The 19,790-nt window shown below is 68.9% G+C and carries 21 protein-coding genes and 1 tRNA gene; 18 read left to right on the plus strand and 4 right to left on the minus strand.

Going from position 1 to position 19,790, the window contains the following annotated elements; all coding sequences use genetic code 11:
- Nucleotides 1-230 precede the first annotated feature (230 nt).
- Nucleotides 231-304 (plus strand) — tRNA-Thr (locus tag GKO32_RS28505).
- Between the two features lie 50 nt (nucleotides 305-354).
- Here the strand turns inward: GKO32_RS28505 and GKO32_RS28510 are convergent.
- On the minus strand, nucleotides 355-999 hold the full coding sequence (locus GKO32_RS28510; protein WP_154760004.1) for a Pr6Pr family membrane protein: 645 nt from the start codon (nucleotides 997-999) through the stop codon (nucleotides 355-357).
- A gap of 88 nt (nucleotides 1,000-1,087) precedes the next feature.
- Here GKO32_RS28510 and GKO32_RS28515 point away from each other — a divergent pair, with 88 nt between their 5' ends.
- The 3 genes from GKO32_RS28515 (at nucleotide 1,088) to glyA (ending at nucleotide 3,574) form a co-directional block, all read left to right on the plus strand.
- A complete protein-coding gene (locus GKO32_RS28515) occupies nucleotides 1,088-1,666 on the plus strand; it encodes a TetR/AcrR family transcriptional regulator (protein WP_154760005.1) in 579 nt (192 codons plus the stop codon).
- 9 nt (nucleotides 1,667-1,675) lie between these two features.
- Entirely contained in the window at nucleotides 1,676-2,197 is a 522-nt protein-coding gene (locus GKO32_RS28520) for a gamma carbonic anhydrase family protein (RefSeq protein WP_154760006.1), read from the plus strand.
- A gap of 108 nt (nucleotides 2,198-2,305) precedes the next feature.
- Nucleotides 2,306-3,574 carry a serine hydroxymethyltransferase gene (gene glyA, locus GKO32_RS28525; protein ID WP_154760007.1) on the plus strand — a complete coding sequence of 423 codons (1,269 nt, stop codon included), beginning with the start codon at nucleotides 2,306-2,308 and terminating at the stop codon, nucleotides 3,572-3,574.
- 50 nt (nucleotides 3,575-3,624) lie between these two features.
- Here glyA and GKO32_RS28530 read toward each other — a convergent pair whose 3' ends face one another.
- Entirely contained in the window at nucleotides 3,625-4,140 is a 516-nt protein-coding gene (locus GKO32_RS28530; protein ID WP_312868679.1) for an inorganic diphosphatase, read from the minus strand.
- 165 nt (nucleotides 4,141-4,305) lie between these two features.
- Here GKO32_RS28530 and dacB point away from each other — a divergent pair, with 165 nt between their 5' ends.
- The 13 genes from dacB to folK all read left to right on the plus strand — a co-directional run bounded on the left by dacB (nucleotide 4,306) and on the right by folK (nucleotide 17,153).
- Nucleotides 4,306-6,198, plus strand: coding sequence for a D-alanyl-D-alanine carboxypeptidase/D-alanyl-D-alanine endopeptidase (dacB, locus tag GKO32_RS28535; RefSeq protein WP_312868681.1), 1,893 nt, complete (start codon nucleotides 4,306-4,308; stop codon nucleotides 6,196-6,198).
- 20 nt (nucleotides 6,199-6,218) lie between these two features.
- Nucleotides 6,219-7,274, plus strand: coding sequence for an Rv3626c family coenzyme F420 biosynthesis-associated protein (locus tag GKO32_RS28540; RefSeq protein ID WP_154760008.1), 1,056 nt, complete (start codon nucleotides 6,219-6,221; stop codon nucleotides 7,272-7,274).
- Nucleotides 7,261-8,211 (plus strand): tRNA lysidine(34) synthetase TilS, encoded by a 951-nt coding sequence (gene tilS / locus GKO32_RS28545; protein ID WP_376766003.1) that lies wholly within the window; start codon nucleotides 7,261-7,263, stop codon nucleotides 8,209-8,211. Before GKO32_RS28540 ends, tilS begins: the two co-directional genes overlap by 14 nt.
- Nucleotides 8,212-8,308: 97 nt before the next feature.
- Nucleotides 8,309-8,863, plus strand: a complete 555-nt coding sequence (hpt, locus tag GKO32_RS28550) for a hypoxanthine phosphoribosyltransferase (RefSeq protein ID WP_312868682.1) — start codon at nucleotides 8,309-8,311, stop codon at nucleotides 8,861-8,863.
- Between the two features lie 143 nt (nucleotides 8,864-9,006).
- Nucleotides 9,007-9,375: a hypothetical protein gene (locus tag GKO32_RS28555; protein ID WP_154760010.1), complete on the plus strand. Its 369-nt coding sequence runs from the start codon at nucleotides 9,007-9,009 to the stop codon at nucleotides 9,373-9,375.
- 14 nt (nucleotides 9,376-9,389) lie between these two features.
- The gene (locus GKO32_RS28560; protein WP_154760011.1) at nucleotides 9,390-10,733 is read left to right on the plus strand and encodes a hypothetical protein; all 1,344 of its coding nucleotides are present in this window, start codon (nucleotides 9,390-9,392) and stop codon (nucleotides 10,731-10,733) included.
- Nucleotides 10,730-11,533 carry an ESX secretion-associated protein EspG gene (locus GKO32_RS28565; protein ID WP_312868683.1) on the plus strand — a complete coding sequence of 268 codons (804 nt, stop codon included), beginning with the start codon at nucleotides 10,730-10,732 and terminating at the stop codon, nucleotides 11,531-11,533. Before GKO32_RS28560 ends, GKO32_RS28565 begins: the two co-directional genes overlap by 4 nt.
- Nucleotides 11,527-12,339 carry an ESX secretion-associated protein EspG gene (locus GKO32_RS28570; protein ID WP_154760013.1) on the plus strand — a complete coding sequence of 271 codons (813 nt, stop codon included), beginning with the start codon at nucleotides 11,527-11,529 and terminating at the stop codon, nucleotides 12,337-12,339. The genes GKO32_RS28565 and GKO32_RS28570 overlap by 7 nt, the downstream gene beginning before the upstream one ends.
- A gap of 191 nt (nucleotides 12,340-12,530) precedes the next feature.
- Complete coding sequence (gene ftsH / locus GKO32_RS28575) at nucleotides 12,531-14,879, plus strand: ATP-dependent zinc metalloprotease FtsH (protein ID WP_154760014.1); 2,349 nt, start codon at nucleotides 12,531-12,533, stop codon at nucleotides 14,877-14,879.
- Nucleotides 14,860-15,465, plus strand: coding sequence for a GTP cyclohydrolase I FolE (gene folE / locus GKO32_RS28580; protein WP_166459765.1), 606 nt, complete (start codon nucleotides 14,860-14,862; stop codon nucleotides 15,463-15,465). The genes ftsH and folE overlap by 20 nt, the downstream gene beginning before the upstream one ends.
- Nucleotides 15,462-16,301, plus strand: a complete 840-nt coding sequence (gene folP / locus GKO32_RS28585) for a dihydropteroate synthase (RefSeq protein WP_154760015.1) — start codon at nucleotides 15,462-15,464, stop codon at nucleotides 16,299-16,301. The genes folE and folP overlap by 4 nt, the downstream gene beginning before the upstream one ends.
- Nucleotides 16,294-16,653 (plus strand): dihydroneopterin aldolase, encoded by a 360-nt coding sequence (folB, locus tag GKO32_RS28590; protein ID WP_154760016.1) that lies wholly within the window; start codon nucleotides 16,294-16,296, stop codon nucleotides 16,651-16,653. The genes folP and folB overlap by 8 nt, the downstream gene beginning before the upstream one ends.
- Entirely contained in the window at nucleotides 16,650-17,153 is a 504-nt protein-coding gene (folK, locus tag GKO32_RS28595) for a 2-amino-4-hydroxy-6-hydroxymethyldihydropteridine diphosphokinase (RefSeq protein WP_312868684.1), read from the plus strand. The genes folB and folK overlap by 4 nt, the downstream gene beginning before the upstream one ends.
- Here folK and GKO32_RS28600 read toward each other — a convergent pair whose 3' ends face one another.
- Entirely contained in the window at nucleotides 17,154-17,897 is a 744-nt protein-coding gene (locus tag GKO32_RS28600) for an SDR family oxidoreductase (protein ID WP_312868685.1), read from the minus strand. It abuts the gene before it with no gap.
- 138 nt (nucleotides 17,898-18,035) lie between these two features.
- On the opposite strand from GKO32_RS28600, the gene GKO32_RS28605 reads away from it, so the two are divergent.
- Nucleotides 18,036-18,932, plus strand: coding sequence for a helix-turn-helix domain-containing protein (locus tag GKO32_RS28605; protein ID WP_154760018.1), 897 nt, complete (start codon nucleotides 18,036-18,038; stop codon nucleotides 18,930-18,932).
- Here GKO32_RS28605 and GKO32_RS28610 read toward each other — a convergent pair.
- Nucleotides 18,850-19,764 (minus strand): helix-turn-helix domain-containing protein, encoded by a 915-nt coding sequence (locus tag GKO32_RS28610; protein ID WP_154760019.1) that lies wholly within the window; start codon nucleotides 19,762-19,764, stop codon nucleotides 18,850-18,852. The genes GKO32_RS28605 and GKO32_RS28610 overlap by 83 nt on opposite strands.
- Between the last annotated feature and the right edge of the window lie 26 nt (nucleotides 19,765-19,790).

Below are 19,790 nucleotides of genomic sequence, written 5' to 3' on the forward strand. Positions count from 1 at the left end.
TTGGTGGGCTGGGGGATCGGTGTCGTCGGGATGGTGCTGTCCGCTATCGCCGGGCCCGCCGAAAGCACGACAAGCGCGGCGGTCATGGGCAGAGCCAGCGTGCGAGGCAGACGCATTGCGGAATGTCCTCCAGTAAGACGCGCCGGGCGGCTGCGGCCGGTGTCGGAGAGACTAACGAGGACGGGGGTGAAAAGTGACGTGCGCCATGCGGCTACACTGGTCTGCGCATCGCCGCCTTAGCTCAGTCGGCCAGAGCGGCTCACTCGTAATGAGCAGGTCAGGGGTTCGATTCCCCTAGGCGGCTCCGGCGATGACCAGGGCCTTTCCGGGAAACCGAGGAGGCCCTGGTTGTGTTCATGGCCCTATACGTGGGGCCAAACGCGCTTGACGTCGGCCCAGTTGACGGTCCAGGAGCAGGGTAGCGGCTGCCAGTGCGAGGAACTTGACGGCGACCAGCACGCAGTTGAGCGCCACGCGGGGATAGCCGAGCGAATCCGCTTGCAGGAATGGGTACGGATAGAAGCCGGTGGGCCCGCCGCGGGTCAGGGTGAAAGCCAGCCACAGCAAGGGGTACGCGAGGCTCCACCACACGATCCGCGGGCTGAGCGTGCCGTGTGGTCCGAACAACAGCCAGCCGAGTACGCCGAGGATCGGTGAGGCCGTGTGCAGCAGCTGGTTCGCCACCTCGCCGGCCGGACTCAGCTCCACCAGCCCGGTGAGCGCGACGTGGTAGACGACGCCGGTCACCGCGATCGCCAAGACCCCGTCGAGTCGCAGCGTGCGGAACACAGTGGACGGACGCTCCGGGCGCAGCGCCAGCAACAGGCTCGTGCCACCGACGATCAAGTTCGACAGGATCGTGAAGTAGCAGAACACGTTCGCCATTCGCGCCGCCGGGGTGCCGAAGATCCCCGGGGTTCGCGCCGCGACAACAAGCTGTACCACCAGGCCCACCAGTACGACCAGCGCGGTGAGCGCGAACCACACGCGAGCGATCATGGCCGAACCGTACCGTCCATTATGGCCAGTCGCCGGTAGGACACATGTCCCGGAAGGTAGGCTGGCCGTCCTGACCTGAGGGGGACCGATGACCGCGACGCCTGGCCGTAGCGCCCGGCTTTCGCCCAACCAGCTGGCCAAACAGGAACAGATCGTGGACGCCGCCCGGCGCGTGCTCGTGCGGGACGGGCTTGCCGGCTGCACCGTCCGCGCCGTCGCCGATGCCAGCCCACTCACCAAAAGCGCCGTCCATTACTACTTCTCGGACATCGACCTGCTCATCGACCGCGCGATGGCCGCGCTCGTCACCGACTTCCTCGCCGAACTGCGCACGGTCGCGACCAAACACGACGATCCGCAAGAACGGTTATGGGCCGTGCTCGAGGCCTATCTTGAAACCTTCGGCAACAACCCCAACGCGGCCTTCGCCTGGTTCGAGTACTGGGTGGCGGTCGGCCGCGCCGAGCACGCCCCGGCCGCCGAAGTCATGCTCCGCTCGTCGATCGAGCTCCTCACGGACCTGCTCAGCGACCTGAACATCGACGACCCGCGCGCCCGCGCCCGCGCACTTCAGTCGTACCTGCTCGGCGCGATCGTGCAGCAGAGCGTCCGGCGCCGTCCGTTCGCGACCCTCCGCGAAGAGATCGAGCTGCTTTGCCTCCCTTAGGGTGCGGGTATGCCTCTCTTCTCCTTCGAGGGCGTCAGCCCGACCGTGCATCCTGACGCCTGGATCGCCCCCACCGCCACGCTCATCGGCAACGTCGTCATCGAAAAGGGCGTGTCGATCTGGTACGGCGTGGTCATCCGCGCCGACCTCGGCAAGATCATCATCCGCGAGGGTGCCAACATCCAGGACAACTCGGTGCTGCACGTCAACGACGGTGTGTGCGAGATCGGCCGCAACGTCACGGTGGGGCACATGTGCCTCGTGCACGACTGCACCGTCGGCGAGCAGGCGCTCATCGGCAACGGGTCCACCGTGCTGGACAAGGCGGTCATCGGCGAACGCGCGCTCGTCGCCGCGGGCGCGACCGTGACACCGAACACCGAGGTCCCCGCCGAGCACATCGCGATGGGCAGCCCGGCGAAGAAGTTCGTGCCGCTGACCGATTCCGCGCGTGCCTGGGTCGACACCAACGCCGCCATCTACCAGCAGCTCGCGCGACGGCACGCCAAAGGCATTGCCCCCGTCGACTAAGGTGAGAGCGTAGAGCGACTGGCGCCGTAAGAGGTGGAGCACCACCGGGAAGCGACCGACGAGGCCGGCACCGCGCGCCTGGGTGTGGCCAGTGTCAGGAGTAGGGGAATGACGCACCAGCCACCGATTCCGACCCTCACCGCAGCCGACCCCGAGATCGCCGGTTTCGTCGAGGACGAGGCCCGTCGCCAGGCCGAAAAGATCCGCCTGATCGCTTCGGAGAACTACGTTTCCCGCGCCGTGCTGGAAGCCACCGGCACCGTGCTGACGAACAAGTACTCCGAGGGCTACGCCGGCAAGCGCTACTACGAGGGCCAGCAGGTCATCGACCGGCTCGAGGCGGTCGCGATCGAGCGGGCGAAGTCGCTGTTCGGCGCCGAGCACGCGAACGTGCAGCCCTATTCGGGCTCCCCGGCGAACCTCGCCGTGTACCTCGCGCTCGCGAAGCCGGGCGACACGGTGCTCGGCATGTCACTGCCCGACGGCGGTCACCTCACGCACGGCGCGTCCGTGTCGGCCACCGGCAAGTGGTTCAACGCCGTTCATTACGGCGTGCGCAAGGAGACCGGGCGCATCGACTTCGACCAGGTGCGTGACCTCGCGCTCGAGCACCGGCCGAAGTTGATCATCGCCGGCGGCACGGCGATCCCGCGCACCATTGACTTCCCGGCGTTCGCGGAGATCGCGCGTGAGGCCGGGGCCGTGCTGGTCGCCGACATCTCGCACATCGCCGGGCTCATCGCCGGTGGTGCGCACCCCTCTCCGGTCGGGCACGCGCAGGTCATCACCACCACGACGCACAAGACACTGAGGGGACCGCGTGGCGCGATGATCCTCTCCGACGCCGAGCACGCGAAGGCGATCGACAAGGCGGTGTTCCCCGGTCTGCAGGGTGGCCCGCACAACCACACCACCGCGGCCATCGCCGTCGCGCTGGGCGAGGCGGCCAAGCCGGAGTTCCGCGACTACGCGCACGCAATCGTCGCCAACGCGAAGGCGCTCGCCGGTGCGCTCACCGAGCGTGGGTTCGACCTCGTCTCCGGCGGCACCGACAACCACCTGCTGCTCGTCGACCTGACCAGCAAGGACATCGCGGGCAAGCCCGCGGCGAAGGCGCTGGACCGGGCCGGTATCGAGCTCAACTTCAACACCGTGCCGTTCGACCCGCGCAAGCCGTTCGACCCGTCGGGCATCCGGCTGGGCACTGCGGCGATCACCACTCGCGGCCTCACCCCGGAGCACCAGCCGCAGATCGCGGAGTGGATCGACCGCACGGTCGCCGCCGCGTCGGCCGAGGACGAGACGGAGATCGACAAGATCGCGGGCGAGGTGCGTGACCTGCTGAGTGCCTACCCGATCCCGGGTTACCAGGCCTGAGACACAAAAAATGGCCGGCCCCACCCGGTGGGGCCGGCCATTTTTTCGAGTCAGTGCTCGCCGGCGTCAGCGCTTTCCTTGGCCAGCCGGTCGTTCTCACGCTGGTAGGAACGCTGGATCTCGGCCTCCGCCTCGACCCGGCCGACCCAGTTCGAGCCCTCGACGCTCTTGGCCGGCTCCAGGTCCTTGTACACCTGGAAGAAGTGCTCGATCTCGAGCTTGTGGAACTCGTTGAGGTGGTGGATGTCGCGCAGGTGCTCCAGCCGTGGGTCGTCCGACGGCACGGCGAGGACCTTGTCGTCCGGGCCCTTCTCGTCGGTCATCCGGAACATGCCGATCGCGCGGCAGCGGATCAGGCAACCGGGGAACGTCGGTTCCTGCACCAGGACCAGCACGTCGAGCGGATCGCCGTCCTGCCCGAGGGTGTCGTCGATGAATCCGTAGTCGGCCGGGTACTGAGTGGCCGTGAAGAGGGTGCGGTCCAGCCGGATACGCCCGGTCTTGTGGTCCACTTCGTACTTGTTGCGTTCCCCTTTGGGGATTTCGATGGTGGCGTCGAACTCCACGGCGACCTCGCTGCACTCTTCTTTTCGGGCCGCCCCTGGCGGCTCACGATTCCGCTGACTTTGTCTTCACTAGTGTGGACCACGCGCCGTTGAGAAGTCGCACCTATGTCATCTTGACTACACCGAGTGTGGCCCGTGGTGCGCCGACGCGATGAGGAGGGGTGCGTGCCGCCGCACGACGACGAACCGGCCTGGCCGTCCGACGACTCGGACGTGTCCGGCGCCGGCACGCCCGGTGAGCAGCCGGCGGAAAAGCCCGCCGAAAAACCGGAAAAGCCGGCCGGGGAATCCGCGAAGGAAACCGCGGACGGCGGGGCGACCGCTCATCTGCCGTTGCCGAAGGTTTCGCTGCCCGAGCAGCCGACGTTGTTCGTTCCGGTAGCCGAAAAACCCAAGGGCGACGAGGAAAAGCCGAAGCCCGAACCCACGGCGGAGGCGAGCTCCGAGGAGCGCACAGCGTTCCTCCCCGTGGTGAAGCCGATTCCGCAGCAGGTGACGGCGCCGGTTCAGCAGCCGCGCCCCGTTCCGCCGCCGCAGCGGCCCGTGCCACCCGCTGGTCTGGTGCACGCCCAGCCGATGCGGATCGAACCGTCGGGGCAGGTGCGCCCGGCCGAGACCGCTGTCCCGCCGCAGCCTCCCGGTGAACCGCCCGCACCGCCTGCCGAGCCACGCAAGCGCCGGCGCGGGCTGCTGATCGGCGGTGCTCTGGTGCTGGTACTGGTGGTCGCCGCCGGGGTCGCGTCCGCGGTGCCGTACGTGTCGAACCGGCTCGGCCTGCCCTGGGCGCCGAACCTTCCCAAGGGCGACACCCCCGAACCCGCCGCAGTCACCTTGGCTTTGCAGCCGCCCAGCGCCTCGGCACCCACCCCCACGGCGTCCGGGATTTCCTCGGCACTCGGGGGTCCGGCGGCCAACAGTGCCCTGGGCACGCTCGCCGGCGTCGTCGTCGACCCGGCGAACGGTGCGACGTTGTGGAACCACAACTCGGGTCAGCTGCTCACCCCCGCGTCGGCGACGAAGCTGCTCACCAGCACGGCCGCGCTGCTCAAGCTCGATCACGGGTTCCAGATCTCGACCAAGGTCGTGCAGGGTGCTTCGCCGGACACCGCGATCATCGTGGCGGGGGGTGATCCGACGCTGTCGTCTCTGCCGGTGGGCAAGGAATCCGTCTACCCGGGTGCCGCGCATCTCGACGAGCTGGTGGCGCAGGTCAAGAAGGCCTCCGGGGGTGCCATCAAGAAGGTGCAGCTGGACCCGTCGCTCTACATCGGACAGCCGACCGCGCCGGGCTGGGCGCCGGAGGACGCGCCGTCCACCTACGCCGTGCCGGTGGTACCCGGGATGCTCGACGGCGGCCGTTCGAACCCGACGGTCGACGAGATCGCGCGCACCGGCGATCCGGGAAATGCGTTGCTGCAGACGTTCGCGCAGCGGCTCGGCGCCACCGCGGCCGGAAACGTGACCGCGCCGAAGGGTGCGAAGGTGCTCGGCGAGGTGCGTTCGGCTCCGTTGACGGAGCTGGTGGACAACCTGCTGCAGATCTCCGACAACAACCTTGCCGAAGCGGTCGGCCGCCAGACCGCGATCGCCAGTGGCGCCCCGGCGACCTTCGCCGGCGTCGCCCAGACCACGCTGAACATCTTGGCGCAGAACGGTTTCGACGTCTCCGGCGCGGTGCTCAACGACGGCAGTGGACTGTCCACTTTGAACAAGGTGTCGCCGAAGCTGCTGGCGCAGCTGCTCACCGTCGCCGCCGCGCCGGATGCGCGGGATCCGCGAACGGTGAAACTTCGCCCGATACTGGAAGGACTTCCGGTGGCGGGCGGCAGTGGCACGCTCGCCGATCGTTACAACACCCCGAACTCCTCGACGGGCAAGGGCTGGGTGCGCGCGAAGACGGGCACCCTTTCCGGAGTCAACACGCTCGCCGGCGTCGTGCTCGACAAGGACGGCAGGGCACTCGTGTTCGCCATGATGTCCAATGGCTCCAACGTGCTCGAAGCCCGTCCCGCACTCGACGCCGTCGCCGCGACGTTACGTGGCTGCGGATGCCGATAGTGGCGGGTAGCGTCGGGAGAATGAACACGGTGAGCGAAAACGCACGTCCGGTGGTGGACTGGTCGCTCGCCGCGGCGACGGGTGTGTTCCTGGTACGTGGCGGGCCGGCGGTGTCGCGCGCCGAAGCGCAGCTGGCGGTCAGCGAGCTGCGTGAGCTCACCGTGGACGCGGAGGCGCATGTCCGGGAGCTGACCGGGCTGGGCGCCGGCCTGCCGCTGTTGCCGGGTGAGGTCGTCGACCGGCCTGGCTGGGTGCGTGCCGCGGCCGAGGGCCTGGATTCGTTGACCGGTAACGCTTTGCGCGCGCTGCCCGCGAACCGGCTGGCGCCCGTGCTGGCCGGTGGTGCCGGGGTGCAGACCGGGGTGGTGCTGGCGTTCCTCGCTTCCCGGGTGCTCGGGCAGTACGACCCGTTCGGCGGCGCCGGGGGCCGTCTGCTGCTGGTCGCGCCGAACGTCGTCACCGCGCAGTACGCGATGCAGGTGCCCGGACGCGACTTCCGGCTGTGGGTGTGTCTGCACGAATGCACGCACCGGCTGCAGTTCACCGCGGTCCCGTGGCTGCGCGACTACTTCGCCGACGAGGTGGAGCGACTCGTCAGCGGGCTCGCCTCGCAGGACGACGGGGTCACCGATCTCGTCTCCAGGTTGCCCGAGGCGTTCCGGGAAGCCAGGCGCGCCAAGGCGGACGGCGGTGTGGCCGCGCTGGCACAGCTGCTGCGTTCCCCACAGCAACGCGAAGTGTTCGACAAACTGCTGGCGTTGTCGACCTTGTTGGAGGGCCACGCAGACTACGTGATGGACGCGGTCGGCCCCGGTGTGGTCCCGGCTGTCGAACAGATCCGTGCCCGCTTCACCGCGCGGCGCAGCGGCGGTAGCCTGCTCGACCGGTTGCTGCGCGCCGTGCTCGGGATCGACGCGAAGATCCGCCAGTACGCGCAGGGCGCCGCGTTCACCCGGCATGTCGTGGACCGGGTCGGCATGCCTGGTTTCAACGCGGTGTGGACGTCGCCGAACACGCTGCCCACCCGGTCCGAGATCGCCGACCCGCAGGCATGGGTGCGGCGTGTGCACGGCTGAGGACCTGATCCCCGTCCGCCTCGCGGTGCGGCGATTCCTGGCCGCCCACGCGGATTCGGACTTCGACGTCGCGGTGTCCGGTGGCGCGGATTCCCTCGCGCTCGCCGAGGCCGCCGCGCATGAGGGGCACAAGCGAGGCCTGCGGGTGCGCGCGCTGATCGTCGATCACGGCTTGCAGGAAGGCTCCGGCCGGATCGCCGAGGAGGCCGCCGCGGCGGCGCGTGGGCTGGGTGTCGACGAGGCGGAAGTGCTGACCGTCGAGGTCACCGGTGGCGGCGGAATCGAGGGGGCGGCCCGGCGTGCCCGGTATGCCGCGCTGGCCGGTAAGGGCAGCGGGCTCGTCCTGCTCGGGCACACTCGCGACGACCAGGCGGAGACCGTACTGCTCGGGCTCGGCCGCGGTTCGGGGCCACGCTCGATCGCCGGGATGAAGCCGTTCGATCCGCCGTGGGGCCGACCGCTGCTCGACGTGCCCCGCTCGGCGACGCGGGCCGCGTGCGCGGCGCTGGGGGTGCGGCCGTGGGAGGACCCGTTCAACACCGAACCGCGGTTCACCCGGGTCCGGCTGCGCACAGAAGTGTTGCCACTCCTGGAAAAAGTCCTGTCCGGCGGAGTCGCGGCGGCGCTCGCCCGCACCGCGAGGCAACTGCGTGAAGACCTGGAAACGCTCGATGCACTCGCCGCGCAGATCCCCTTCGACGGCGAGGTGAAGGCGCTGGAGAACCACCCGCCCGCGCTCCGACGGCGGGTGCTGCGCCGCTGGCTGCTGGAGCACGGCGGGTGTGATCTTTCCGACGCGCAGCTGCGTTCCGTCGACGCATTGGTCGGAGAATGGCGTGGTCAGGGCGGAGTGTGGCTGCCGGGCGGCTTGGTGGTGGCGCGGACACATGGCACGCTGAGCATGAATCGTCGCAGTTGCCAATCCGGCCAGGAGTAGGCACACCCCGAGCAGCACGTAACCGTTGCCAGGCAAGCCGGATAGCCGTGACTGCGGTCCGATTGGCAACGAACGGCCCAGCAGAGGGGAATGACCTGTGTACGAAGGCGAGATCGCCTCCGTGCTCGTCACCGAGCAGCAGATCCAGGACAAGATCACCGAACTCGCCAAACAGATCGCGGCGGACTACGAACGGGACGGCGTCACCGGCGACCTCCTGCTTGTCGGCGTGCTCAAGGGCGCGGTCATGTTCATGACCGACTTCGCCCGCGCACTGCCGATTCCCGCGCAGCTGGAGTTCATGGCCGTGTCCTCCTACGGCTCCTCGACGTCGTCGTCCGGCGTCGTGCGGATCCTGAAGGATCTCGACCGGGACATCGCGGGCAAGCATGTGCTGATCGTCGAGGACATCGTCGACTCCGGGCTGACGCTGTCGTGGCTGCTGAAGAACCTCGCGAGCCGCAACCCGGCTTCGCTCGAGGTGTGCTCGCTGCTGCGCAAACCGGAAGCCGTCAAGGTCGATGTGCCGGTGAAGTACGTCGGGTTCGACATCCCGAACGAATTCGTCGTCGGTTACGGCCTCGACTATGCGGAGCGTTACCGCGATCTTCCCTACATCGGGACCCTTGATCCCAGGGTCTACAGCTCCTGAGTAACGGACGGTGAAAGTCCCGCGAAATCCACAGCGGGAGGTCGGGGAAAGCCGTCATACTCGCAGCCCAAGTGCGTTAGCCTAGGTGAACAGGGGTAGCCGGACGGCCACGCCCGGCATTGACTTGGGGTAGGAGAGAACCCATGGGGAACAGCAGCTACGCGGGTGCCGCGGCGTTCCGGAACGCGGCGGCGAGCGGTTTGCTGGGAGTGGACCCGGACGCCGCGCAGAACGTGCTGAAAAAGATCCGCGCCGGCAAGGATTCGGTCGAGAGCCTGTTGCGCTCGGCCGGTGCCCTCGCCGAGGCCCCCAAGCTCGGCGCGAACCCGGTCGGTAACGCCATCGCCGCGAAGTTCGCCGAGCGTGCGGACGGCGGCGGTGACTCCTACACCACGGCATTGCAGAATCTCTACAGCCAGTACGAGCAGGCCGAGCAAGCCGTCGTCGAGGCGATGCGTCACTACCACCAGATCGACCAAGCCGCTTCGGACGCGCTGTCCGGGCAGGCGTGAGGCAGGGGGCTGGCATGAGCGGAAGTGAGCAGGCGCCCGGCACCTCGGTGCCCATGGGGGACAACAGCTCGAGCGTGGCCATCGTGCAGCAGGCACGCAGCAGCGCGGGGGGCTTCGACTACGGCGAGGACAGGGCGATCGCCAGCCCGCCGAACTGGGCTTCACAGGAAAGCACCCAGCTTTACCGCGGCGCGACGGTGAACAACGAACCGTCCACGGCGGAGGCCACCGGCCAGACCTGGAAAACCCACGGCGACGAGCTGCACCAGGCGGCCAACGATCTGTACAACGCGATCGTCGAGCTCGGCAACGTGTGGATCGGCCAGGGCGCCGGTGCCGCGCAGGGCGCGCTGGTCGGCATCGCGAACTCGAGCCAGCAGGCCGGCGATGCCGCGCACACGATGGCGAACCGGATGACGCAGCAGGCCGCGGCCGCCGCCGAGGTCAAGAAGATGCCGGCCCCCAAGGAGTTCGACCCGGCGAAGCAGACCGCGGCGATGCTGGCCGGTGGCCCGGCCGCGATGGTCGCCGACATGAAGCAGCAGGCCGACGCCGCCAAGGCGGTGCACGAGCAGCAGGTCCAGTACTTCAACGCCTACACCCAGGCGATGTCCGAGGTGGACGACGCCACCCCGAGCTTCGGCCCGGAGTCCCTCGGCCTGCCGCCGAACGGCGCGCTCGGTGGCGCCACCCACGCGTCTTCGGTCGGCGCTCCGGCTTCGCTGCCCGGTGCCTACGGCGGCGGCGCGCTCGGCCCGGCCACGGGTATGCAGGTCGGCGGCGCGGACGTGGCCGGCCGGGGTGCGGCGTTCAGCGGTCACCTCGGTGACCTCGGGCAGGCCGCCGGCGTCGGCGCTCCCGGCGGTCCTGGCGCGGTTCCGTCGCCGGCTCCCGGCGTGCTGTCCGACGCGGGCGTGGCCCCGGCCGCGCAGGCGACGCCGGTCGCGTCGGCCGGGAACGGCGGCGCGGCGCTCGGGGTGGGGCTCGGCCTTGCCGGTGCCGGGCTCGGTGCGGCTGCGGGCAAGGCGGCGCTGGGCCGTGGCAACAAGAGCGGAGCGAGGCAGAACCCGGACGAGACGGCCGCGGCGAGCACGGACCAGTCGCAACAGGGGCACAGCGCGGCGGGCGCCATACCGCAGCAGCCGATCATGTCGTCGAACGGCACGATCGGCGGCACCAACACCCCGCCCCCTGCCGGGATGGGCGGGATGGGCGCCGGTGGCGCACAGCCGCAGGAGGACGAGGAGCACAACCGCGCCTCGTACCTCGTCGAGGCGGACCCGGACGAGGCGTTCGGCGCCAACGTGGCGACCGCGCCGCCGGTCATCGGTGCCTGGGTCGACGAGGACGAAGAGTGACACCTGCGGAGCTGCTGACTCCGCTGGAGCTGGATTTTCTGTGGGAGTCGTTCGGTGGCGGTGAGCTGCCGTATCCCCTGGAACCGCGGTCGCACGGGGCGACCATGGACGAACGCGAGTACCTGCGCCGGCAGGCGATGGCCGAGCTGGCCCGCCGGGGGGTCGCGGACGGCCGTGGTCGCCCCGAACCGCATGTCGAGACCTACTTCGAAATACTCTCCGCTGCCCAGGTCAGCCTCGACTCGGTGCACCTGGCCGCGCCGAACGCGCAACCGCTGCTCGCCGTCGCCGCCGCGGTGAACGACCAGGGTGTGCTCGTCGTGCGGGACGAGCGGGGTTATCACCTTCATCCCGCCCCGGCCGACGGCCTGGCCAGCGCGATCGTCTCGCTCCTGCCCGCCGAGAGACGCGGCGCGGAAAAGTCGATCACGGTGCCGCTGGAACAACTGCTCACCGGGACCGGCGCCGATTTCCTGCAGCGGCGGGTGCCCGACGCGACCGGGAGGGGCAGTGCCGACGGTGACCGCAAGGCGCTCGCGCGACTGCAGGCACAGCCGCGGCTCCGTGGCGGGCAGATCGGTGCGAACGCCCGCGGCCGGCTGTCCGGCAAAGTCCGGGCGCCGGTGCTGAGCTGGTTCGACACCGAGTCGGGCCGGTACTTCACGCAGGCCAGCCGCGGGCATGACGGCCGCGACTGGATCACGATCGCGCCCGCGGACGCCGCTTCGCTGCGCCAACGGCTCAATGAGATGCTCTCCGGTGCTGCCAGCACGACGATGGCGCCGGGAGGAGCATGGTGACGACGGGCGGAGCAGAGTTCTTCACGCCGTTGACCTTCGATTTCCTGTGGGAAGCCGCTGGTCTTGGCGAACTGCCCTACCCGCTCAAGGTGCGCTCGCACGGTGTCACCATGGACGAGCGCGCGGCGCTGCGCCGGCGCGCCGACAACGAACTCAAGGCTCGTCAGCTGCGTGATCATTTCGGCAGGCTCGAACCGTGGGTCGAGGAATGGTTCACCGTGCTGGCCCGGCCCACGTTGAGCATCGACGCGCTGCACATTCCCGATTTCCAGGCGCCGCCGGTCGGCATCCTCGCCGCGTCCGACGGCACCACCGGCGTCATCGCCACGCAGACCGCGGACGGCATCTGGCTGCGCTCCACGTTCGCCGAAGGACTGCCCTCCGCAGTCGTCGAAATGCTGCCGCAGGGCAGGCGCGGCACCGAAGCATCCATCACGCTGCCCGTCGACGAGGCGCTTGGCATCCCGCCGAAGCGGGTCCCGGTGACGCCGGGCGGGGAGGCCGCGCCCAGCAGGCCCCGCCGCCGGACTTCGTTGAGTGATCAGGTGGCCGACCCGCGCGAGTCCTATGCTCGGCTCGCCGGGCAGCCGCGACTGCGGGGTGGTCAGCTCGCGGCGAACAGTCGCAGTGAACTCAGCGGTCGTCGCCGCTCGCCGGTGCTGGCCTGGTTCGACACCGCGACCGGCCGTTACCTCAGTCTTTCCCGCCCCGGCACTGATGGCCGCGAATGGGTGACGGTCGCGCCAGCCGATGCGAAGACGTTGCGATCGAGGCTGGCCGAGATGGTCGCGGGCGTCACGTCCTGAGCGACGGGAACCCCCGGACCTGATCAACCGTTGAGCAGCAGGAGGCTCACGCGGGTGTCCAGCTCGACCGGACTGTACCCTGGTTGGACGGGTGTCCCCCGCGCACCGTAAGTCGTTGTGTACACCGTGACGGCGGATGTCAGCATCTACCGCCTTACCAGGGAGGGTCAAGGCCAGCACGGCCGAGGCATATGGACCGGAAGCGCCTGCTCAGGAACCCACTTCTGTGGATCGTCGCGGTTCTGCTGCTGTACTTCGCGTTCAGCACCATCTTCGACAGCAATCGCGGCTACACCCAGGTTCCCACCTCACAAGCCATCGCGCAGGTCAACGCGGGCAACGTGAAGGAAGTGAACCTCCAGGACAAGGAGCAGCAGCTCAAGCTGTCGCTCAACAGCAAGATCGACGTCGACGGCCAGCAGACCGATCAGCTCATCACGTCGTACCCGTCCCAGGCGACCGGCACGATCTACGACCAGCTGATCGGCAAGCCGAACATCAAGTTCACCACGACGGTCACCCAGCAGTCCTGGATCTCGCAGCTGCTGATCTACATGATCCCGCTGGGCATCTTGCTCCTGCTGCTGATGTGGATGATGAACAACGCGCAGGGCGGCGGCAACCGGGTGCTCAACTTCGGCAAGTCCAAGGCGAAGCAGCTGAACAAGGACATGCCGAAGACCACGTTCGGGGACGTCGCGGGTGCCGACGAGGCGGTCGAAGAGCTCTACGAGATCAAGGACTTCCTGCAGAACCCCGCCCGCTACCAGGCGCTCGGCGCGAAGATCCCGAAGGGCGTCCTGCTCTACGGTCCGCCCGGTACCGGTAAGACGCTGCTCGCGCGTGCTGTCGCGGGCGAGGCCGGGGTGCCGTTCTACACGATCTCCGGTTCGGACTTCGTCGAGATGTTCGTCGGTGTCGGTGCCTCCCGCGTGCGTGACCTGTTCGAGCAGGCCAAGCAGAACTCCCCGTGCATCATCTTCGTCGACGAGATCGACGCGGTCGGCCGTCAGCGTGGCGCCGGCCTTGGCGGTGGGCATGACGAGCGCGAGCAGACGCTGAACCAGCTGCTGGTCGAGATGGATGGGTTCGACGCCAGGGGCGGCATCATCCTGATCGCCGCGACGAACCGGCCCGACATCCTGGACCCGGCGCTGCTGCGTCCCGGCCGGTTCGATCGGCAGATCCCGGTGTCCGCGCCGGACCTCTCGGGCCGTCGCGCGATCCTGGAGGTGCACTCCAAGGGCAAGCCGTTCGCGCAGAACGTGGACCTGCAGGCGCTGGCCAAGCGCACCGTGGGCATGTCTGGTGCGGACCTGGCGAACGTGATCAACGAGGCGGCGCTGCTGACGGCCCGTGAGAACGGGCGCGTGATCACCGACGCCGCACTCGAGGAGTCGGTGGACCGCGTGATCGGCGGGCCGGCGCGCAAGAGCCGGATCATCTCCGAGAAGGAGAAGAAGATCACCGCCTACCACGAGGGTGGGCACGCGCTCGCCGCGTGGGCGATGCCGGACCTGGAGCCGGTGTACAAGCTGACGATCCTGCCGCGCGGCCGTACCGGTGGGCACGCGCTGGTCGTGCCCGAGGACGACAAGCAGCTGATGACCCGCTCGGAGATGATCGCGCGGCTGGTGTTCGCCCTGGGTGGGCGCACCGCCGAGGAGCTGGTCTTCCACGAGCCGACCACCGGTGCGTCGTCGGATATCGAGCAGGCCACCAAGATCGCGAAGGCGATGGTCACCGAGTACGGCATGAGCGCCCGCCTCGGTGCGGTGAAGTACGGCCAGGAGCAGGGTGACCCGTTCCTCGGCCGGTCCGCGGGCCGGCAGCCGGACTACTCGCTCGAGGTCGCGCACGAGATCGACGAAGAGGTCCGCAAGCTCATCGAGACCGCGCACACCGAGGCGTACGAGGTGCTCAACACCTACCGCGACGTGCTCGACGACCTGGTGCTCGAGCTGCTGGAGAAGGAAACCCTGCAGCGCAAGGATCTGGAGCGGATCTTCGCGAGCGTGGAGAAGCGGCCGCACATCACCGTGTTCAACGAGTTCGGTGAACGTACGCCGTCCGACAAGCCGCCGATCAAGACCCCTGGCGAGCTGGCGATGGAGCGCGGTGAGCCGTGGCCGCCTCCGCAGGAGGAGAAGCAGGTTCCGCGCCCCGCGCCGGCGCCCGTGGGCAGCGTCTCGGGTGGTGGGGACCTGCCAGGTGGCCCGCCGTACAGCCAGCCGGAACCGCCGGCCAACCCGTATGCTCCGCCCGGGGCGCCCAACGGCGGCGGCCGGTACAACCCGTCGAACGGCAGTAACCAGTGGCCGCAGCCTTCCGGCGGTCAGGGCGGTCCGCCGAACTACGGTGCCCCTCCCGGCTGGACGCCGGCGACTCAGCCGGGTGGTGGCCGCCAGTGGCGTCCGCCGTCGGAGGAGTGGCGCCACCAGCCGAATGAGGAACAGCAACGCGGTAACTGGTTCGGCGGTGCGGGAGAGGATCAGCCACGCCGCGACCCTGATGATCAGGATGGTCAACATCGACAGTGAGCTGACCGACGAGCCGGTCTTCGACCAGGCGCGTGCGGAAAAAGCCATCCGTGAACTGCTGCTCGCAGTGGGCGAGGACCCGGATCGGGAGGGCCTGCAGGACACCCCGGCCCGGGTCGCGCGGGCTTACCAGGAGATGTTCGCGGGGCTGTACACGAAGCCGGACACGGTTCTGGACCGCACCTTCGACGAGTCGCACGAAGAGATGGTCCTGGTCACCGATATCCCACTGTATTCGACGTGCGAGCATCACCTCGTGCCGTTCCATGGTGTGGCCCATGTCGGGTACATCCCGAACGCCGAGGGCAAGGTCACCGGCCTGTCGAAGCTCGCCCGGCTGGTCGATCTCTACGCCAAGCGGCCGCAGGTGCAGGAACGGCTCACCTCTCAGGTGGCCGACGCGCTGGACCGCAAGCTCAAGCCGCGTGGGGTGATCGTCGTGATCGAGGCCGAGCATCTGTGCATGTCGATGCGCGGCATCCGCAAGGCCGGCGCCCGCACGATGACTTCGGCGGTACGGGGGCTGCTGAAGTCATCGTCCACCTCGCGCGCCGAGGCCCTGGAGTTGATCAAGGGTCGCCGATGAGTTCGGGCCTCCCGTCGCCAGGGCGGTGCGTGGTGATGGGGGTCTTGAACGTCACGCCGGACTCCTTCTCCGACGGTGGCCGGTATCTCGACGTGGACGCCGCGCTCGCGCACGCGCACGAAATGTGGGCGCGGGGCGCGGACATCATCGATGTCGGCGGCGAGTCCACGCGGCCCGGCGCGTCCCGGGTCGATGCGCAGACCGAGATCGACCGGGTGTTGCCGGTGGTCAGGACCCTTGCCGCCGATGGTTTGCGCATTTCGGTCGACACGACGAGGGCCGCGGTAGCGGAGGCGACGCTGAATGCGGGCGCGAGCATCATCAACGATGTCTCCGGTGGCCTCGCCGACCCGAACATGGCGAAGGTCGCGGCGAGCACCGAGGCGCCGTGGATCCTGATGCACTGGCGTGGCCACAGCAGGGACATGAACAGCCTTGCCCAGTACGACGACGTGGTCGCCGATGTGCGCGCCGAGTTGAGCGCACAGGTGGACGCGGCGCTGGCCGCCGGCGTCGCGGGCGAACGGATCATCATCGACCCCGGGCTCGGGTTCGCCAAGCAGGCCCCGCACGACTGGGCACTGCTGCACCATCTTGAGTCCTTTGTGGACATGGGCTATCCGGTGCTGGTCGGCGCTTCGCGAAAGCGCTTTCTCGGGCGTCTGCTCGCGGACGCCGAGGGTAAGCCGAGGCCGCCGGACGGACGTGAGGACGCCACCGCGGCCATCTCGACCCTCGCGGCGGCGGCCGGTGCCTGGGGGGTTCGCGTGCACGCCGTCGGTGCTTCCCTGGACGCGGTCACGGTCGTGGCCGCCTGGCGGCGCGGGCATGAGTGATCGCATCACGCTGACCGGGTTGCGGGTTTTCGGCCGGCACGGCGTGTTCGAGCACGAGAGGCGCGACGGGCAGGAGTTCGTCGTGGACATCACCGTGTGGCTGGACCTGTCCGCGGCCGCGAAGTCGGACGATCTCACCCAGACACTGCATTACGGCGAGCTCGCCGAACTCGCGGCCGGCATCGTCGGCGGCGAGCCGTACGACCTGATCGAGAGCGTGGCGGGGAAGATCGCCGACGAGGTATTGCGTGATGAGCGGCTCGCGGCGGTCGAGGTCACCGTGCACAAGCCCGCCGCGCCGATCCCGCTGACTTTCGACGATGTCGCCGTGACCATCCGGAGGCAGCGGTGAGCCGGGCTGTGCTGTCGCTCGGCTCGAATCTCGGTGACCGGCTGGGCCATCTGGAATCGGTGGTGACCGCGCTGAGCGACGCCCTCGTTGCAGTGTCCACTGTGTACGAAACGAAACCGTGGGGCGTCGAGGACCAGCCGGATTTCCTGAACGCGGTGTGCATTGTGGACGATCCGGCTCGCGATCATTGGGCGTGGCTGCGCACGGGGCAGGCGCTGGAGCAGGCGGCCGGCCGGGTGCGCGAGCTCCGCTGGGGCCCGCGCACCCTCGACGTGGACGTGGTGACCGTGGACGGGGTGCGCTCCGACGACCCGGAGCTGCTGCTGCCACACCCGGGCACGCCGGACCGGGCCAGCGTGCTCATCCCGTGGCTGGAGATCGACCCGGACGCGATCTTGCCCGGCCACGGTCCGATCCGTGAGCTGCTCGCAGCCCTGCCCGATGCGGACGAGGCGGGCGTGCGTCCCCGGCCGGATCTGCACTTGGTCCAGACCAAGTGATCAGCCGCGGTTGGGCAGGGTGTTGAGCGACTGTGACCGCCGCGCCACGAGGTCCGCGTAGGTACCGTCGCGTTCGGCCCACCGGTGCATGAGCACGCCCTTGACGAGGATTTCGTGGGGCGTCGGCTCCGCCGCCAGCAGCTCCATGACCTCGTCGAGATACGCGTCGAGCGGCAGAGCGGCTGGGTTGACCTTCTCCTGTCCCGCGGTGGCGACGGCCGGCGGCACGAGCTCGGCCACCTCGACGCCCGTCCCGGCGAGCTGCGCCCGCAGCGATTCCGTGTAGGCGTGCACGCCGGCTTTCGAGGCGCCATAGGTGGGCATGAGCGGGAACGGGAGAAACGCGATTCCCGAGCTCACCGTGAGGATCGTGCCGGAGCCATGGGCGATGAGGTGCGGAGTGAAGGCGTCGATGACCCGGATGGTGCCGAGAAGGTTCGTGGCGATCGTCGTCTCGGCCGCGGCGAGGTGCGCGGGGTCGCGCAGGTCTTCGATGAGCATGACGCCGGACATCGTGACGACGACGTCGAGTGCGGGGTGTGCAGCGAGTACCTCGTCGCGGGCGCGAAGGATCGAATCCGGATCGGTGACGTCGATCCGGACGGTCTCCAGTCCCTCCTGTGGTTGCGGCTTCCGGCCTCCGATGATGACAGTGTTGCCGGCAGCCAGGAATCGTTGCGCGAGTCCGCGGCCGATTCCCGAGGTACCGCCGACGATGAGGATGGTGCGGTGGGTGAGCTCCACGATGTGCCTCCTGCTGGGTAACGATCGGGTCGTCGGTGAGAAGGCTCCGCCGGGCGTGCGGCGGCGGGAAGTCCCCTGCCGATCCGGGGAGTGGCAGGACCCCCTGTCCCGGCAACACGCTGGGTTAGCGTGGAGTCGATGAACCGCGACGAGGAGACGAATCGGCTGGGCGCATACCTGCGCGCCCGGCGTGATCTGGTCACCCCGGAGCAGGCCGGTATTCCGGCCGGGCCCCATCGTCGCGTCGCCGGGTTGCGGCGTGAAGAGGTCGCCACGCTGGCCGGCATCAGTGCCGACTACTACCTGCGGCTGGAACGCGGGCGCGACAAGAACCCGTCCGCACAGGTGCTTGCGGCGCTGGCGCGGGTGCTCCAGCTCGACGAGGTCGAACATCAGTACCTGCTCGACCTCGCCAAGCCGTCGCCGCGCGCGCGTCCTCGCAAGCGGCCCGAGCGTGTGCCCGCCCGGTTGCATCACCTGCTCGCGGCCCTTGCGGTGCCGGCGTTCATCGAGGGCCGGGCGTTCGACGTGCTCGCGTCGAACTCGCTCGCGGTAGCGCTGTCTCCCCGGCTGCGACCGGGCGAGAACCGGTTGCGGTCCCTCCTGCTCGATCCCGAGGAACGTGAGTTCCACGCCGACTGGGACGCGGCCACCGCGGAATTCGTGGGATCGTTCCGCAAGTCCATCGGAGAGGACACCGACGATGCGCGCATCGTCGAGCTCGTCGGGGAACTTTCCTTGGCCAGCGCCCGGTTCCGTGCGCTCTGGGCACGCCACGACGTCCGCCGGCTGGAGGGTGGCACGACCGTCGTGAATCACCCTGTCGTCGGCACGCTCCACCTGCACCGCGACAAGCTTCCCGTCGGGGGCCTGATCCTCGTGGTGTACTACCCCGATCTGGACAGCGACAGCGCCGAGAAGCTGCAAGTGCTGGCGTCCTTGGCCGCTGGTCCTAAGTGGACAGACAGCGGAGTGCGGCCACCAGCCACGTCACCGCCGCCTGCTGGGCCGGCACCGGGGGCCAGCCGTTCATAGTGGCGAGTAGCTGCCAGTACCGCTCGGCCCTCGGGTCGTTGCCGGATTCGATACGGGCGGCCAGTTCGCCGGGCTCGGCGTCGCCGGAGAGGTGGGCGATTTCCCCGGCCAGGGCACGCCCTTCCGCGGAATCCGGAGCGAGCCCGGCCTCCAGATACCCCTGTGCCCGTGAGCTCCAAGACGACCAGTGCGTGGCCATCGGGCTCATCTCCTCACCCGCCTCGATCGCCGCCGCCTGCTTTTCGCTCATCGACCGGATCGCCGCCCGGAACGACGGGTCCTGAATCAGCTCCGCGAACTCGACCCACGCCTCAAGTTGCTCCGGCGTCGGATCGTCCGGCAGCGTCGGTTTCGCCGAGCGCATCCGGGCCGTGAATTGGGCGTCCATGGTCAGCCCGTCGAAGACCTCCGTCCAGAATTCCTCCACCAGCCGCATCCGCTCGTCGTCGGACATCGAAGCCAGTTTGTTCATCAGTTTCACTTCCTCCAGCTCGGATTTCCTTTTCACGACCGCACGCAGCACCGCCCGGCGCAGGTGCAGCCGCCGGATCTGCTCGTCGAGCGCCTCGAGATGCCGGTTCGCCAGCTGCGGCACGGTGACCCGCGACGCGAGCACCTCGGCCACGTCGTCCAGGCCGAGCCCGAGCTCGCGCAGCGTCCTGATCAACTCGAGCCGGGCCAGCGACCGGGTGTCGTAGAGCCGGTACCCGGCGTGCGTCCGATCGGTGGGAGGGAGCAGCCCCTCATCGGAGTAGAACCGGATGGTCTTCACCGGCAGGCCTGTCCGGCGTGCCAGCTCCCCGATGGTGAACGTCCTGCCCACACGCTTCATGCTGAGGTCTCCAGTGGCTGGAGAGT

The sequence above is a fragment of the Amycolatopsis pithecellobii genome, assembly GCF_009707865.1.
GTDB classification, from domain to species: Bacteria; Actinomycetota; Actinomycetes; order Mycobacteriales; family Pseudonocardiaceae; genus Amycolatopsis_E; species Amycolatopsis_E pithecellobii.